Below are 15,481 nucleotides of genomic sequence, written 5' to 3'. Positions count from 1 at the left end.
TTGATGCCGGTTTCTTCCGGCGAAGGCGAGAGTACGTCGATATTCGGTTCTCCTGGCGTGTGCTGTGCGCATGTACTTGTGTGGCGTCATCGGACGCCCCGAACTTTCAGGAGGTGACCATCGTGGACGACCCGCCGAGTCGATATTCGACCCATCCTTCTGTTCTTGCCGACGATGCTCACCCCGGTCTTTTGCTCTTCAGTCACTGACTCTTTGCATCCTCGGCTTCATCTGCGCGGCTTTGCCGCGACCGCTGACGACTTCCATTGTCGCTCAGCGCATTCTGCTGCCCTCATGCACTGGCATGGTCCGGCGTGTTCGGGCAGCCGAGGAGATTCGTCATGTCATTTTCCGTTCTCGCATTGCGGCCACGGCCCACGAGAAACATTGCACAACAAACACATTCAACAGTCCTGGCAAAGGAAAGCGCACAGGAATTGGTCGACTTCTCGGCCTCGGACACGCGCACCGTTCTCGCGGATCTGACCACGACGGCCAACGGCCTTCGTGACGATCAGATCGACGATCTTCGTCGGCAATACGGGCGCAACGATGTCCGCCACGACCGCCCGGCGCCGGCAATCGTGCAGTTCGCGGGAGCCTTCAAGAACCCGTTCATCCTGATCCTGGTATTCCTCGCCCTGATCATGGTCGGGACCGACGTGGTCTGGGCGGACCCCGAGGACGGTCCTTCCTACGAGGGCATCATCACTCTCGGGTTGATGATCTTTGTCAGTGTCTCACTGAGGTTCTGGCAGGAATACCGTTCGAGTCGCGCCGCCGAGGCGCTCAAGGCGATGGTTACGACGACCGTCGCGGCCACCCGCAAGATCAACAACACCGTGGTCACGGCTGAGATTCCGATCGAGCAGTTACTGCCGGGGGATGTAGTCCAGCTTGCCGCCGGCGACATGATCCCGGCCGATGTCCGCATTATCCGGGCCAAGGATCTACAGGTCAATCAGTCCATGCTCAGCGGTGAATCGATGCCGGCCGAGAAGTCGGCGGACCCGTCGTCGGGGATCGACGTCGATCGGCTGCTCGAAGCCGAGAACATCGGGTTCATGGGTACTTCCGTCGTGTCGGGCAGTGGCACCGCCGTTGCGGTGCACACCGGCAAGCGGACTTACTTCGGTGCCATGACAGCACAATTGGCGTCCAAGCGACCCGAAACCAGCTTCGACGTCGGGGTGCGCAGTGTCAGCTATCTGCTGATCAAGTTCATGCTGATCATGGTTCCCGCGGTGTTCATCATCAACGGACTGACCAAGGACTGGAGCCAAGCACTACTCTTCGGCGTCGCCACCGCCGTGGGGTTGACTCCGGAAATGTTGCCGCTCATCGTGACGGCGAACCTGGCCAAGGGTGCGCTCCACATGTCGCGCAAGAAGGTGATCGTCAAGCAGATCAACGCGATTCAGAACTTCGGTGCCATGGACGTTCTGTGCACGGACAAGACCGGAACTCTCACCGAGGACCGCATCGTTCTCGGTGAGCATCTCGATACTGCCGGACGTAAGTCCGAGGACGTATTGCGGCTAGCGGCGGTCAATTCCGTGAATCAGACCGGATTGCGCAGTCTTCTCGACGACGCGGTGATCGAGGCCGCCGGTCCCGAAGTGGTCGAGGAGATCTCGCGTCGGCACGGGTTGGTGGACGAGATTCCCTTCGACTTCAAGCGCCGTCGACTCTCCGTGGTGGTCGACCACGGAGACGCCGATCTGATCGTAACCAAAGGTGCAGTGGAAGAGCTCCTTTCGGTCTGTGAATCGGTGGAACTGGACGGGGTGACCCACCAATTGACACCGGGATGGCTGGCCCGAGTCGACCGTCTGGTCGCGGAGCTGAACGGTCAAGGCAAGCGAGTGCTTGCGGTGGCAACCAAGACAGTCGTCGAAGAGCAGCGCCGCGAGTACTCGACGGCCGACGAAGAGGGCATGACCCTGGTCGGTCTGCTGGCATTCCTCGACCCGCCGAAGGAATCTGCGGCCGGGGCGATCGAAGCCCTCGCGAGCCACGGAGTCGCGGTCAAGGTAGTGACGGGTGACAACGAACTGGTCGCCGAAACCGTCTGCGGCAAAGTCGGTATCGATGTCGGGACCGTGGTCTCCGGCGCCGAGATCGAAGCGTTGAGCGACGACGCCCTCGACGAGTTGGTGCAGCGGACAACCGTATTCGCGAAGACGGATCCGATGCAGAAGGCACGCATTGTCGAATCGCTGCGCCGGGTCGGCCACACGGTTGGTTTCCTCGGTGACGGTGTCAACGACGCACCCGCACTGCGGGCTGCGGACGTCGGCATCTCCGTTGACACAGCGGCGGACATCGCCCGCGAATCCGCGGACATCATCTTGCTGGAGAAGGACCTCGGTGTACTCGAACAAGGAGTCATCGAAGGGCGTCGTACCTTCGGAAACATCCAGAAGTACATCAAGATGACTGCGTCGTCGAACTTCGGGAACGTCTTCTCGGTGCTCGTCGCCAGTGCCTTGCTGCCGTTCATCCCCATGATTCCCGTAGTTCTGTTGTTGCAGAACCTGATCTACGATCTCTCGATGCTCACGATCCCGTGGGATCGTGTCGACGACGACTTCCTCGCGAAGCCCCGCAAGTGGGAGACCAAGAGCCTTCGCCGGTTCATGGTGTTCATCGGCCCGATCAGTTCGATCTTCGACATCTCGACGTTCGCGCTGATGTGGTTCGTGTTCGCCGCCAACTCTCCCGAGCATGCAGCGCTGTTCCAATCGGGTTGGTTCATCGAGTCATTGATCTCGCAGACGCTGATCGTTCACATGATCCGCACTCGCAAGATCCCGTTCATCCAGTCGCGTGCATCGCTGCCGGTACTGCTCAGTACGGGCGCTGCCTGCGTCTTCGCGCTGGTGTTCCCGTTCACGTCCTGGGGTCATTCCCTCGGGTTGGTTTCACTGCCGTTGAACTACTTCCCGTGGCTGGTCCTCACTCTCGCGGCATACTGCGTCGTCACGCAGGTGGCCAAGGGAATGTTCATCCGTCGATTCGCGACCTGGCTCTAGGAGTTCACCGTGGAAATCCACGTCATCCTTGTGCGGATAGCGCTCGGGCTCGTCCTCGGCGCTGCCGTCGGGATCGAAAGGCAATGGCGCGCAAGGATGGCGGGTCTGCGAACCAACGCGTTGGTGAGCTTGGGTGCGACGCTCTTCGTCATCATGGGCGCGTACGGGTTTCAGGGGCCGGACGCTGATCCGACGCGCGTCGCAGCGCAGATCGTCTCGGGGATCGGTTTCCTCGGTGCTGGAGTGATCATGAAGCAGGGTGCGTCGGTCACCGGCCTGAACACTGCCGCCACTCTGTGGGCCACTGCCGCAGTCGGCGCACTGGCAGGCGGCGGAATGTACTGGGTCGCGGTGTTCGGGGCCGGCGCAATCATGTTGGCGAACACGCTGTTGAGGCCGTTGGGTCGGATGATGGATCACCAGCCTGCCCGAACCGGACGCGAAGAACCACCCGCGGACTACACCTTCGAGGTGACCTGTCACGGCGACGCCGAAGCTCACATCAGAGGTCTTACCGTGCAGTCCATTTCGAGGCCCGAGTTTCAGCTCCGGTCAGTGCAGTCCTTCGACATCCCGGACAGCGACCGCGTGCGGGTGGTGGCCGAACTGGCCGCCGCGGAGCGTGACGACGGACTCCTGGAATCCGCCGTCAGCCGACTTAGCCTTGAACCGTTGGTGACTCACGTTCGGTGGGAGGTGGAACCGTCGAAGTAGATTCGGGGTCGCTGTCAGTCAGCGCGCATGTTCTTGCGGCGCAAGTGAGTTCCCCGGTGCAATGTTCGCGCAGTTGGACGGTGCAGGCTTGCCGTTCAAGCGGTCGTCGACCCAGGCGAGCGCACCGGGGAGCCAGAGCATGGCGCCGAGGAAGTGGCTGATGGTGTCGTACTGGTCGTACTGAATCGCCAGGCCGGCGTCGCAGTACTTGCGTGCGAGGGTGCGGACGTCGCCCGTGATCATCACGCCGTCTCCCGCTCCGACACCGGGGCCGCCGGGTTGGGTGCCCTCGATGGTGCCGTTGGCCGCCTGCGCGATGAACATCGGAATGGTCGGTGTCGCCGCGGTGCCCATGTTGATCTTGTTCACGACATCGACGTACTCGGGAACCGTATTGGGATCGGCGTACTCGGGTTTGACCAGATCCTGCCAGGTCAGTCCGGGATACTGTGCCAGCACATTGCCGATGGACGCGTCTTCGAGTCGAGCCATGACGTCGCGTCCACGGTCACTGAGATACTTTCCGAAATCGATGTCGTACGAACGCGCAACGCCGACGACTGCCATGCCGACAACGCCGCCCCACCCGATGCTTCCGCTTGCGTAGCGAAGGTTGTTGGCCGGATTGACCAGCACGCCTCCCTGCGCGGCACCGATCAAGTTGTCGTTGATCTCCGGTGCATATGCGGGAGCGAGTATCGAAGCCCAGTTGGTGGCGATCGCTCCGCCGGAGTAACCCATCAGCGCGATCTCTGCGTCGTCGGTGATTCCGGTTTCCGGGACATCGCGGGCGGCACGCAGAGCGTCGAGCGTCATCATCCCGTATTCGGGTCCGGCAGCGAAGTTTGCATCCGGGCCCTCGGTGTCCGGGACGACGATCGTGTAGCCCAATGCGAAGAGCGGCCCGAACAAGGCTGCCTCGATGGACGTGAAGGTACCGCCGATGTTGAAGTTGCGTCCGCTGGGAGTCCAGTCGCCGATCGGGGTGTTACCCGCGATGGCTCGCGACGGGCTGTCGTCGGGGTTCAGCGAATCGTAAAAGGACTGGTACGAAACAACTTTGTTCGGTTGGGCGTTGGCCGGGCGCAGGATCGAGGTGACGTTGGCGGACGGCTGTCCCAGGGCGTCGGTTGATCGGTAGAGAACCTGGACTGCCTGTATCGGGGTCGGGATGTTGAGCACGGTGTACGGCACGGTGCGAGTCTCGAGTACCGCACCCGGGGCGTACGACGAGAGGGGTGCCGCGCCGTCGTAGCTGTAGAAACCGTCATCGGGGGACTTGGCAAGGACTGGCTGCGCGAGCGCTACCGGTGCGCCGACGCCTGTCAGTGCAAGCGCGAGTACTCCGACAACTGCGCGAGATAAGACCCTTGACGACATACTCGTCCTCCACATTGGTGTGCCACGCCCCACCCTGAGATCGTGGTGTGACGACCACCATATATTACTCGTGGGTAATGTGGGGATCGGTCAGATCGGTCGTCGTATCGAGGTCTCGACGTAGGAAGATTTCGGAGGACTCGCCTGGGAGTAAAAGAACTCCCGCGTCGGTATATCCCATTGCGCGATAGAAGTTCTGGGCTGATTCGTCGGCGAGTGTGGAGGTGAGGACCTGCGAGTGTCCCGCGCGGCTCATGCGTTTTTCCCAATCTGTGACCAAAGCGCGCCCGATGCCCTGGCCGCGGTTCGAAGACAGGACGGTCAGCATGTTCATGAACGGAATCTCGTCCCAGAACAAGCCCCAGCGCAGCCATCCGATTGGATTACCGTTGTCCTCGGCGATGAGTATCCGGCCGCGTTGGACCACTGACGCGAGTTCCTCGGCAGCGACGTGCGAGTCGTGCTCACGTAAGAACGGCAAGTCTGTCTGCGCTGCGACGCGAATGTTCACCACAGAAGTCAGTATCGCCGTTCAGTCGGAGTTGATGGCGTTTGGCTTGGACAGGTAGACGACTCCGGGGATGTGGCTGGGGTCCGGCGGCAATTGGGAGTAGCCCGCTCGGGTGTACGGGCGAATGTTCCGCAGGCTCCTGCTTCCGGTGAACAGCTCGAAACGTGTGATGTGCTCCGGAGCGTTCTGTTCCACGTGCTGCAAGAGGCGTCGGCCGAGGCCGTTGCCCGCCAAGTCCGGTGCCACCATGAGGCGACCGATCTGCCATGCGGTTCCGTCCGCGGTTCCTCGCACGGCCCCGACGAGCCGGCCGCCGCGTCGTGCGGTCCAGACAGTCGACTCCTGAACCCAGGCTCGGACCGTGGGTAGGTCCTGGTGGAGCGGGGGTATGTCCATGCTGTTGTTGGAGATTGCTTCCGAAACCCAGCAACAGCGTTGTAGAACAAGGATTTCCGCGGCGTCCTCGTCCGTTGCGCGCTCTATGACTATCTCGTTCATGGTTTCCCTTACGAATAGGTTTTTCGCACCCGCAGGGCAATTGTTCAGCCGCAGGCTGAATTTGGCGCGCGGCTGAACAATTGGCGCGCGGCTGGGAATGCAGAGAGTTTCAATTCAGGCATAACAAACAAAACGCCCGCAACCAATTGGTCGCGGGCGTTTCGTGAAAAGAACGTCAGACAGTTGCCGGAGTGTTCTCGTCCAACTTCGGATCTTCGTTCGCGATTCGCTTGTTGCGAATGAGGCTGCTGATGAAAGCAGCGCCGATCAAGAAGACACCGACCAGGCCGGTGATGATCTCGTTGATGTGAACGCCGATGGACACCATCAAGATGACGGCCAGAGCGCCGATGGCCCAGTGCGCACCGTGCTCGAGGTAGACGTAATCGGAGAGCGTGCCCTTGCGGACCAGGAAGACCGTGATGGAACGGACGAACATCGCGCCGACGAAGCCGAGGCCGAGGGCGATGATGATCGGGTCTGCCGTGATGGCGAATGCGCCGATGACGCCGTCGAAGGAGAAGGACGCGTCGAGGACCTCGAGGTAGAGGAACAGGAAGAAGCCGGCCTTACCGGTCGCTTTCGCGAGCTGCGTGGGGCCGCCGGACTTGGCGGTTTCTTCCTCTTCGCCTTCTTCCGGCAGATTGAACAGTTCACCCAATCCGTTGACCGCGATGTAGGTGATCATGCCCAGAACGCCCGAGATCATGACGGTGGAGACCTTGTCGTCAGCAGCGAGGAAAGAACCACTGAGAACCAGGACGATGCCGGCCACGACGACGGAGAGCTGATCGAGCTTGCCGATGCGAGCGAGCGGCTTCTCCAGCCAGGACAGCCAGGTGATCTCACGCTCTTCGAAGATGAATCCGAGGAAGAGCATCAGCAGGAACATGCCACCGAAGGCAGCGATCTGCGGGTGAGCGTCGGTGAGGATGGTTTCGTAGCTCGGCTCGCCGTTGGCGAAGTACGCGGCGTCGTCCGCAGGCGGGTTCAGTGCGAGGTCGAGTGCAGCTACGGGTCCGAGACCGGATGCAGCCCAGACGATCACGAGCGGGAACACCAGACGCATACCGAAGACGGCGATGATGACGCCGATGGTGAGGAAGATCTTCTGCCAGAATTCACTCATTCTTTGCAGAACAGTGGCGTTGATGACGGCGTTGTCGAAGGAAAGCGAGATTTCCAGAATCGACAGGATGATGACGAGGAACAGTGCCTCGGGTCCGCCGTAGATGAACGCAACGATCATCGCGAGGATCGAAATTGCGATGGATAAACCGAATATTCGCAGTACCACGGAGCGTGGCCCTTTCTAGTTGGTCAATGCAGAGTGGTTACTGCAAGCGGTCTCTCACCGCATCCGAACGTGAAAACGGGGAGGGTTCCACAGACTACTGCGGAACCTTCCCCGAGTCAGCTCGTCGAGAGCGAAGATCAGACGTTGACGCCGTAATCGCGCGCGATGCCCGCGAGGCCGGACGCGTAGCCCTGGCCGATTGCGCGGAACTTCCACTCTGCACCGTTGCGGTACAGCTCACCGAAGACCATGGCGGTCTCGGTGGAAGCGTCCTCGGAGAGGTCGTAACGAGCGAGCTCGTTGCCGTTCGACTTGTCGACGACGCGGATGTACGCGTTGCGGACCTGGCCGAAGGACTGCGAGCGAGCTTCTGCGTCGTAGATCGAGACGGGGAAGACAACGCTCTCGACCTCGGCGGGAACCGCTGCGAGGTTCACGTCGATCTGCTCGTCGTCGCCTTCGCCTTCGCCGTCCGTGTTGTCACCCTTGTGCTCGATCGAGCCGTCGGGCGAACGGAGGTTGTTGAAGAAGATGAAGTGCTGGTCGGAGAGGACCTTCTTGTTCGAGCCTGCGCCGATTGCGCTGGCGTCGAGGTCGAAAGCAGCTCCGGTGGTGGAACGCGCGTCCCAGCCCAGGCCGACGACCACTGCAGTCAGGTTCGGGGCCTCCTTCGTGAGAGAGACATTGCCGCCTTTGGTCAAGCTGACGCCCATTCAGGGGTCCTTTCAAGAGGAGAGACAAGGCCCACTACGACGCGAAGTCGTCTTGGGAGTGTGTTTACCTCCACCACCCTAACCGCAGTTCCGGTGTGTTCGCCGTAACAGCAGAATTACGAACCGAGAAGCGAAGTGCTGGACCCGTAGGATTCAATCGTGGTGGGAAGATGGTCGGAGCGCTTCAATCGGGGGGCAAGAGTGGGGGAGTCGGTCAGTCGTGCGCGGGAGGCGCAGACGGCCATGGTTTCGGCGTTCCTCGACATGGACAAGCGGCAGACCATCGCGTCGGCAGCAGTCGACGCTTCCGCCGAGCTGTACCCCGAGCGAGGGCTGCGCGCTGCGTGGGAACCCGTTCGGGATCGGTGCTTCCAGGCTGCGTCGGACTACCTCGACACATCCGAGCGCTATGGCAACGATCAGGTACTCCACCAGAACCCGAACGGTGCTCGGGCGGCGTTCGAAAAGTCGGTAGCCGAACTCGTCGAGGCGGCAAAGGGCGTCGACGCCTTCTACAACGGGCATCGTGCGCACCTCGAGCAGGCGACGGTCACGATGTCCGCCATTCCCGTCCTCGGCCAGCAGGCCCGAACCCTGGCGAACGCCGTCCGGGAAAAACTGGCTGCCACCGATCAGCGCTATCGCGAGTACCCGTCGGTGGTGACGGCCTCCGAACACCTCGACGACGCGGTTGCAGCGCTCGACAATGCGCGCTCATCCGGTCGCGCCGACGCAGTCCGCACGCGGGCCGAGAGTGTCCGCGAAGCGGTATCGGCGCTCGAGGAAGCATTGGCAGAAGCCCCGTCGACCCAGCACCGTGCCGAGATGACGATTTCCTCGGTCTCGACCAGGTTGTCGGCAGTGCGCACTCGAGTGGACCGCCTGGATCCGGCGTACTCCGCATTGCTGCGCGAGTTCAACGCCGCGAGTTCCGCTGACCTCGTCGACAACAGCAGTCGCAGCCGAGCGCATATCGATCAGGCCGACATCGATCTCAAGGAAGCGAAGCAGTCACTGGCTGCGGGAAACCCCGAACATGCACTGGCTTTGATGGCCGAAGCCCGCGTGCACCTCGCCGACGCCGAAGCGTGTGCCGACGCCGTGACGGACCGTCTCGCTACTCTGCGTGCAGTCCGGGCAGATCCGAGCCAAAAGGAACGTGAGGTTCGTTTCCGGCTGAAAGACGCCCAGATGTTCGCTGTTAACCAAGGGTTGGTGGCGGAGTGGGGCTCCGTACTCGATGCTCAACTGGCAAGGATCGAGCGAGCGAGTGCGTCACTGTCGGGAACTCATCCGGACTACTGGTCGTATGTATTACAGCTGGACTCGGTATCGACGTTCATCACCGAAGTTGTCGAGAAGATGCGGGCGCGAGCCGGCAAAAACTGAATGGTCGGGCCGATCGGGGGATCGGAGTTGCCCGACGCGTTGTCACAGGGGGTCGTTTCATGGACTTGATTGCGGTTACAGAGAGAAGAGAAATGCAGCACTTTCAACATCTCGAGGATGACGTGCGGGAGCAACTGTTCCTGCATGCGCCTCGATCGTTCGCGGATTCCGACGAGAGGGATCTGCTCGCGATTGCTCTGGGTGCAACTCTCTACGTTCCTGCCACCCGGGCCGGGTTGGCCGACATCGTGTGCAAGCGTGCGTCCGAGGGCGTCAGCTCGATGGTGCTCGATCTCGAGGATGCCGTCGCCGATCACGAGGTCGAATCGGCGCGAGCGAACGCGGTCGAAGCTCTCGACAAGATCGCGTCCACCGACGCCGTCGGCATGCTGCTGTTCGTACGGGTCCGTGAAGTCGCGGACATCCACAAGGTCGCCGCGTCGTTGACCGAGGGGCGCGCCGCGCTCACCGGGTTCGTAATCCCCAAGTTCGGCAGCGAGTCCGGCCCCGTGTTTCTCGACGCCGTCGCGGACGCATCCGAACTGCTGGGCAAGCATCTCTACGCGATGCCGGTACTCGAATCACCCGCGCTGGTGCACCGCGATACGCGTGATCTCGAATTGCGCACCATCAGTGGGATTCTCGGGCAGCACCGCGATCGCATCCTTGCCGTCCGCATCGGCGCCACCGACATGTGCAGCACCTTCGGCATCCGTCGTGACCGCGATCTGACCATCTACGACGTGCGCGTGGTGGTCGACGTCATCGCCGACATCGTCAACTATCTCGGGCGCGCGGACGGTTCGGGTTTTGTCATCACCGGGCCCGTGTGGGAGTACTTCGCCGATCACGAACGCATGTTCCGGCCGATGCTGCGCGCCACCCCGTTCGAGGAACACGACGCCGTCCGGTTCCGTCAGCATCTCGTCAGCCGCGACCTCGACGGTCTGCTCCGTGAGATCGCGCTGGACCGAGCCAACGGAATCCAGGGCAAGACGGTCATCCACCCGTCGCACGTCGCAGCGGTCAATGCACTGTCCGCTGTCACGCACGAGGAATATCACGATGCCCTCGACATTCTCGGTGCCGACGCCGGGGGAGTTCAGGCGTCCGGCTACCGGAACAAGATGAACGAGATGAAGCCGCACCGCAATTGGGCCCATCAGACTGCGCTCCGAGCTCACGTGTTCGGTGTGACCAACAAGGGAATCACGTTCGTCGAGTTGCTGACGGCGTTGGTCGATCGATGACAGAGCTTGTCCAGTCCAAGGACGTTCCCTGGGCTACAGCAGAATTCGGCTTGGACCTCGTTCACGGTGATTCGTCACTCGGGCATTCGGTGCCCGATCTGGTGATCCCGGGACTTCGGCGGAATCCGCGTCGCGCTCATCTGCTGGTGTCCACTGTGCTGGGAAAGCACGTGCCCACCGAGCCGTCCGTGGTCATCGGTGCTGCCGACGACCTCGGCGATCTGGTGCGGACAACCCTCGGTGAGGGTGTCGACGTCGTCGTGCTCGGGTTTGCCGAAACCGCAACAGGTTTGGGTCATTGCGTTGCGGCCCGTCTGCGCGCTCACTGCTACCTGCACTCGACTCGTCGCGACGTACCAGGTGCTACGACGCTCGCCGGGTTCGAGGAGGGGCACTCGCACGCCACGAGCCATCTGATGCAGCCGACGTCCGCCGAACTGTTCGAGAACGACCTGCCTCTGGTCCTCGTCGACGACGAGATCTCCACCGGCGCCACCGCGATCGATGCCATCCGGGCGCTGCACGGGCAATGCCCGCGAAGCCGCTACGTCGTGGCCTCGCTGGTGGACATGAGAACCGAGGAACACCGAGTCGCCGGCGAAGCCGCGGCGGCAGAGTTGAATGTACGAATCGACTACGTCTCTCTCGCTTCGGGTTCGACGGTCCTGCCCGACGGCCTGACCGAGCGCGTCACGGCGCTGGATGCTCCGGATCTGAATCCGATCGGTGATCGCCGCGGCACGCTGTCTCAGATGGATCTGCCGTGGCCGGCACATGTCCCCGACGGTGGCAGGCACGGCTTTCTCGACGGCGACACCGCGGCATTCGAGTCAGCCGTCGAGGCAGCGGTGTTCATTCTCAAATCGTCGATCGACGCGTCGCGTGCTGTGATCGTGATCGGTCACGAGGAGTTGATGTACCTGCCACTGCGCATCGCTGCGGGCTTGGAAAGCTCTGGGCGAGCAGTTCGTTACCAGACCACGACGCGTTCACCCGCCTACGTCGTTGACGTGCCGGGATACCCGCTGCGTCGCGGGTTCACCTTTCCGGCGCCCGAACTGGGCGAGAACGAACCCCGATACGTCTACAACGCGCAGTGGCCTGATGCGGCGGTCGACGCCCTTGCGTTGCTGGTCATCGACGAGCCCGCCGACACCGATCGGTTGACGGCGATGGACGGAGTGGTCGAGGTGTTGCGGAACTCCGGCACCGACGTCCTGATCGCCACCGTTCGCGGGGCCGATCCGTCGGCGCTGCGAGATTCCAGAGCAGGGAGCTCGTCATGAACGAACCATTGGTCGGGCCCGAATTCGGTTCGTACGCGCCGGGCGAAGTGAAGTGGCTGCTCAAGGATCTCTCGCACGTGGATCTCGAAGCGGATGTATCCGTGCGCGAGAAGCGTATTCAGTCGGGTGAGGCGCACTATGCCGAGTCTCTCCCCATCGAGTACCAACCCGATCAGGCATACCGGGATCTTTTCGAGACGGTGCTCGCCGAGAGCGCTCCACGGTTGGCGCGCGCTGTCGGGACCGTGATGGACCTGGTCTTGGCCGAGCGGGGGAGTGACATCACGCTGGTCTCACTCGCCCGGGCCGGAACACCGATCGGGATTCTGATGCGGCGCTGGGCCCAGCAGACCCGCGGGTTGACGTTGCCGCACTATGCGGTGTCCATCGTCCGTGGCAAAGGAATCGATTCCGTCGCACTCGATTATCTTGCGCACCATCACGACTCGGAGAACGTCGTCTTCGTCGACGGCTGGACGGGCAAGGGCGCCATCGCCCGCGAACTCGACGCAGCGTTGACGGAGTACCACGAGGCAGGCGGAGCGAAGTTCGACTCCGATCTGGCTGTTCTCGCCGACCCCGGACACTGCGTGCGAACGTACGGGACCCGTGACGACTTCCTGATCGCGTCGGCGTGCCTCAATTCGACGGTGTCCGGCTTGGTCTCACGAACTGTCCTCAACGACACCCTCATCGGGCCCGGCGATTTCCACGGCGCCAAGTTCTACGCCGACCTCGCCGACGTCGACGTTTCCAACAGGTTGCTCGACGTGGTCTCGGCCGAGTTCGATTCGGTTCGCGGCGACGCAGCGGATTCTCTTGCTGCAGTGCTCGATTCCGATCGGACGCCGACCTGGGCCGGTTGGGAGTCGGTGGAGAAGGTGCAGGCCGAGTACGGGATCTCGACGGTCAACTTCGTCAAACCCGGTGTCGGAGAAACAACCAGGGTGCTGCTGCGCCGGCTTCCCTGGAAGGTTCTGGTGCGCGAACTCGAAGCCCCGGAGCACGCACACATCCGGTTGTTGGCACAGGCCCGTGGGGTCCCGGTCGAGGTCGTCCCGGATCTCGCCTACTCGTGTGTCGGCCTGATCAAGGACATCACGTGAGCCGTGTGGACACCGCTGCGTCCCAGGTCCTGATCGCCACGGATCTGGACCGCACGATGATCTATTCGCAGGCCGCGATCGGCGGCGATCCCAGTGGCTCCGACCTGGATTCGGCACCGAGCCCGCTGTGCGTCGAGTACTACAACGGCGGTCCGCTCTCGCACATGAGCGTCGAATCGATCGAACTGCTGACCGCGCTCAGCTCGCGGGTTCCGGTGATTCCGACGACGACCAGGACCATTGCGCAGTTCCAGCGGATCGATCTTCCCGGCGGACCGTGGAAGTACGCGATCACGAGCAACGGCGGAAACATCCTCGTAGACGGCGAGGCCGATCGCGACTGGCGAAACGAGATCGACCGTTCGACCCGTAAGTCCGGCGCCGAGTTGCCGCAGGTTCAGGCGGAACTGGAATCGCGGATCGACTCGAGTTGGGTCAGCTCCATTCGTGTTGCCGACGACCTGTTTCCATACCTGGTCGTCGATCTGGCCGTGATGCCGAGTGATTTCGAAACCGAATGGAATGGGTGGTGCGTGACGCGGGGCTGGAATGTCTCGCGTCAAGGCCGCAAGATCTACACGATGCCCGACGCGGTCTCGAAGTCACGAGCGCTGGCAGAGGTGCGCCGCAGACTGGTCGAGTCGGGTGATCTGGATCAGTCCGCCGTCGTGATCTCGGCTGGTGACGGCGCATTGGATGCGGACATGCTCGAATACTCCGATTTCGCGATCCGGCCCAGGCACGGTGAGCTGGAAGAACTGAATTGGCAACGGCCGACCGTTACTGTGACAGAAAGGTCCGGTATCGCAGCGAGCGCGGAGATCTTGCGGTGGTTCTCTTCCGCGCTCGGGTAATACACGCTCTCTATGAAGGGGATTTAGTTGTCTGTATCGCTTGCCAAAGGGCAGAACGGCCCGCTGGACGTCTCGGATGTAGTTGTCTCGGTTCAGCTGGCTGCGGCCGCTGACCTGTCTGCACTCCTCGTGACGAGCAACGGAAAAGTTCGTTCCGACGCCGACTTCGTCTTCTTCAACCAGCCGACCGGACCCGGCGTGCAATTGGTACCCAACCCGGGTGGCATTGCCTCACTCCGAGTCTCACTCGCCGGCGTACCCGCCGATATCGAGCAGGTTCGCGCCGTCATCACGCTCGACGACGCTTCGTCGAACTTCGGGCGCACTGCTGCACCCACCGCTCGGGTCTCCGACGCGGCCGGGAACGTGTTGTACGAGTACGTGATCGACGGCCTCACCACCGAGTCCATCGTCATCGCGCTCGAGGTGTACCGACGCCAGGGTGCATGGAAGGTGCGCGCCGTCGGCCAGGGGTACGCGGGTGGATTTGCCGCGCTGGTCACCGATCACGGTGTGTCCGTCGACGATGCGCCCGCGCCGCCGCCGCCCACTCCGGTCGCGGCTCCGGCGCCGATCACCCCGCCCTCGTCCGTCGCTCCTACACCGCCGGCGTACAACCAGCCGCCGCAGCAGCAGCCTTCGTACAACGCGCCGCCGGTTCCGCCGGCCCCGCCCGCGTACAACCAGCCGCCTGCCTACAACCAGGGACCGACGCCGCCGGCCTACCCGCCGGCGCAGCAGCCTGCGTACAACCAGCAGCCGACGTACAACCAGGCACCCCCGGCGCCTCCCGTGCAGAACCAGCCGCCGGCGCAGCAGCCCGAGGTGAGCCTGGTCAAGGGACGCCCCGTCAGCCTGACCAAGGGACAGAAGGTCACACTCCGCAAGGAGGGCGGCGTCGCGCTCACCATGATCCAGATGGGTCTGGGTTGGGATCCGATCAAGAAGAGCGGCCTGTTCGGAAGCCGTACCGCCGACGTCGACCTCGACGCTTCGGCACTCCTGTACGCCGACGGCAACCTCGTCGACGTCTGCTACTACGGTCAGCTGACGTCCAAGGACGGCTCGGTCCGTCACATGGGTGACAACCTCACCGGCGACGGAGACGGCGACGACGAGGTCATGCTCGTCGATCTGCAGCGGGTCCCGGCTCACGTGACCACCGTGATCTTCACCGTGACCTCGTACCGCGGACACACGTTCGAGCAGGTCTCCAACGCGTTCTGCCGTCTCGTGGACAGCACCACCAACTCCGAGCTCGCTCGATACACGCTCCAGGGTGGCATGGCTTTCACCGGAATGGTGATGGCAAAGGTGTACCGCGTGAACGGTGAATGGAAGCTGCAGGCCATCGGTGAAGGTATCCAGGCCAAGCACGCAGGAGAAGCTGCGCCGCAGCTGGGCCGTTTCCTCACTGCTTGAGTCGAGACTGCATAGTCGAGATGAAT

13 protein-coding genes are annotated in these 15,481 nt (G+C 62.4%); 8 read left to right on the top strand and 5 right to left on the bottom strand.

Annotated elements, in window-relative coordinates; all coding sequences use genetic code 11:
* Window positions 1-341: 341 nt before the first annotated feature.
* On the top strand, window positions 342-3,035 hold the full coding sequence (gene mgtA, locus G4D79_RS02220) for a magnesium-translocating P-type ATPase (protein ID WP_099697773.1): 2,694 nt from the start codon (window positions 342-344) through the stop codon (window positions 3,033-3,035).
* Between the two features lie 9 nt (window positions 3,036-3,044).
* Window positions 3,045-3,749, top strand: coding sequence for an MgtC/SapB family protein (locus tag G4D79_RS02215; protein WP_003941187.1), 705 nt, complete (start codon window positions 3,045-3,047; stop codon window positions 3,747-3,749).
* Window positions 3,750-3,767: 18 nt separating this feature from the next.
* On the opposite strand, the gene G4D79_RS02210 is transcribed toward G4D79_RS02215, so the two are convergent.
* The 5 genes from G4D79_RS02210 to G4D79_RS02190 form a co-directional block, all read right to left on the bottom strand.
* Window positions 3,768-5,129, bottom strand: coding sequence for a lipase family protein (locus G4D79_RS02210; RefSeq protein ID WP_064074530.1), 1,362 nt, complete (start codon window positions 5,127-5,129; stop codon window positions 3,768-3,770).
* Window positions 5,130-5,193: 64 nt separating this feature from the next.
* Window positions 5,194-5,643 (bottom strand): GNAT family N-acetyltransferase, encoded by a 450-nt coding sequence (locus G4D79_RS02205; RefSeq protein WP_007727049.1) that lies wholly within the window; start codon window positions 5,641-5,643, stop codon window positions 5,194-5,196.
* Between the two features lie 18 nt (window positions 5,644-5,661).
* The gene (locus G4D79_RS02200; protein WP_099697772.1) at window positions 5,662-6,138 is read right to left on the bottom strand and encodes a GNAT family N-acetyltransferase; all 477 of its coding nucleotides are present in this window, start codon (window positions 6,136-6,138) and stop codon (window positions 5,662-5,664) included.
* 175 nt (window positions 6,139-6,313) lie between these two features.
* Complete coding sequence (locus tag G4D79_RS02195; protein ID WP_046377871.1) at window positions 6,314-7,435, bottom strand: DUF475 domain-containing protein; 1,122 nt, start codon at window positions 7,433-7,435, stop codon at window positions 6,314-6,316.
* A gap of 137 nt (window positions 7,436-7,572) precedes the next feature.
* On the bottom strand, window positions 7,573-8,148 hold the full coding sequence (locus tag G4D79_RS02190; RefSeq protein WP_003941199.1) for a TerD family protein: 576 nt from the start codon (window positions 8,146-8,148) through the stop codon (window positions 7,573-7,575).
* A gap of 243 nt (window positions 8,149-8,391) precedes the next feature.
* On the opposite strand from G4D79_RS02190, the gene G4D79_RS02185 reads away from it, so the two are divergent.
* The 6 genes from G4D79_RS02185 (at window position 8,392) to G4D79_RS02160 (ending at window position 15,455) form a co-directional block, all read left to right on the top strand.
* Complete coding sequence (locus G4D79_RS02185; RefSeq protein WP_007727045.1) at window positions 8,392-9,537, top strand: hypothetical protein; 1,146 nt, start codon at window positions 8,392-8,394, stop codon at window positions 9,535-9,537.
* Between the two features lie 92 nt (window positions 9,538-9,629).
* A complete protein-coding gene (locus tag G4D79_RS02180; protein ID WP_070161536.1) occupies window positions 9,630-10,787 on the top strand; it encodes an HpcH/HpaI aldolase/citrate lyase family protein in 1,158 nt (385 codons plus the stop codon).
* Entirely contained in the window at window positions 10,784-12,073 is a 1,290-nt protein-coding gene (locus G4D79_RS02175) for a phosphoribosyltransferase family protein (protein ID WP_099697771.1), read from the top strand. Before G4D79_RS02180 ends, G4D79_RS02175 begins: the two co-directional genes overlap by 4 nt.
* Window positions 12,070-13,179 carry a cysteine protease StiP family protein gene (locus G4D79_RS02170; protein WP_003941082.1) on the top strand — a complete coding sequence of 370 codons (1,110 nt, stop codon included), beginning with the start codon at window positions 12,070-12,072 and terminating at the stop codon, window positions 13,177-13,179. The genes G4D79_RS02175 and G4D79_RS02170 overlap by 4 nt, the downstream gene beginning before the upstream one ends.
* Window positions 13,176-14,033 carry a hypothetical protein gene (locus G4D79_RS02165; RefSeq protein ID WP_007727039.1) on the top strand — a complete coding sequence of 286 codons (858 nt, stop codon included), beginning with the start codon at window positions 13,176-13,178 and terminating at the stop codon, window positions 14,031-14,033. Before G4D79_RS02170 ends, G4D79_RS02165 begins: the two co-directional genes overlap by 4 nt.
* 27 nt (window positions 14,034-14,060) lie before the next feature.
* Window positions 14,061-15,455 (top strand): TerD family protein, encoded by a 1,395-nt coding sequence (locus G4D79_RS02160; protein WP_039972770.1) that lies wholly within the window; start codon window positions 14,061-14,063, stop codon window positions 15,453-15,455.
* The last annotated feature ends 26 nt before the right edge of the window (window positions 15,456-15,481 follow it).

Source organism: Rhodococcus sp. WY5 (assembly GCF_018588185.1).
GTDB classification, from domain to species: domain Bacteria; phylum Actinomycetota; class Actinomycetes; order Mycobacteriales; family Mycobacteriaceae; genus Rhodococcus_F; species Rhodococcus_F qingshengii.
This window is presented reverse-complemented; position numbering and strand designations above follow the sequence as displayed.

What these genes read in the sequence shown, in the direction of transcription:
- G4D79_RS02170 (WP_003941082.1), top strand. Translation starts at nt 12,070, where the DNA reads ATGAACGAACCATTGGTCGGGCCCGAATTCGGTTCGTACGCGCCGGGC.
- mgtA (WP_099697773.1), top strand. Translation starts at nt 342, where the DNA reads ATGTCATTTTCCGTTCTCGCATTGCGGCCACGGCCCACGAGAAACATT.
- G4D79_RS02200 (WP_099697772.1), bottom strand. Translation starts at nt 6,138, where the DNA reads ATGAACGAGATAGTCATAGAGCGCGCAACGGACGAGGACGCCGCGGAA.
- G4D79_RS02190 (WP_003941199.1), bottom strand. Translation starts at nt 8,148, where the DNA reads ATGGGCGTCAGCTTGACCAAAGGCGGCAATGTCTCTCTCACGAAGGAG.
- G4D79_RS02175 (WP_099697771.1), top strand. Translation starts at nt 10,784, where the DNA reads ATGACAGAGCTTGTCCAGTCCAAGGACGTTCCCTGGGCTACAGCAGAA.
- G4D79_RS02180 (WP_070161536.1), top strand. Translation starts at nt 9,630, where the DNA reads ATGCAGCACTTTCAACATCTCGAGGATGACGTGCGGGAGCAACTGTTC.
- G4D79_RS02210 (WP_064074530.1), bottom strand. Translation starts at nt 5,129, where the DNA reads ATGTCGTCAAGGGTCTTATCTCGCGCAGTTGTCGGAGTACTCGCGCTT.
- G4D79_RS02185 (WP_007727045.1), top strand. Translation starts at nt 8,392, where the DNA reads ATGGTTTCGGCGTTCCTCGACATGGACAAGCGGCAGACCATCGCGTCG.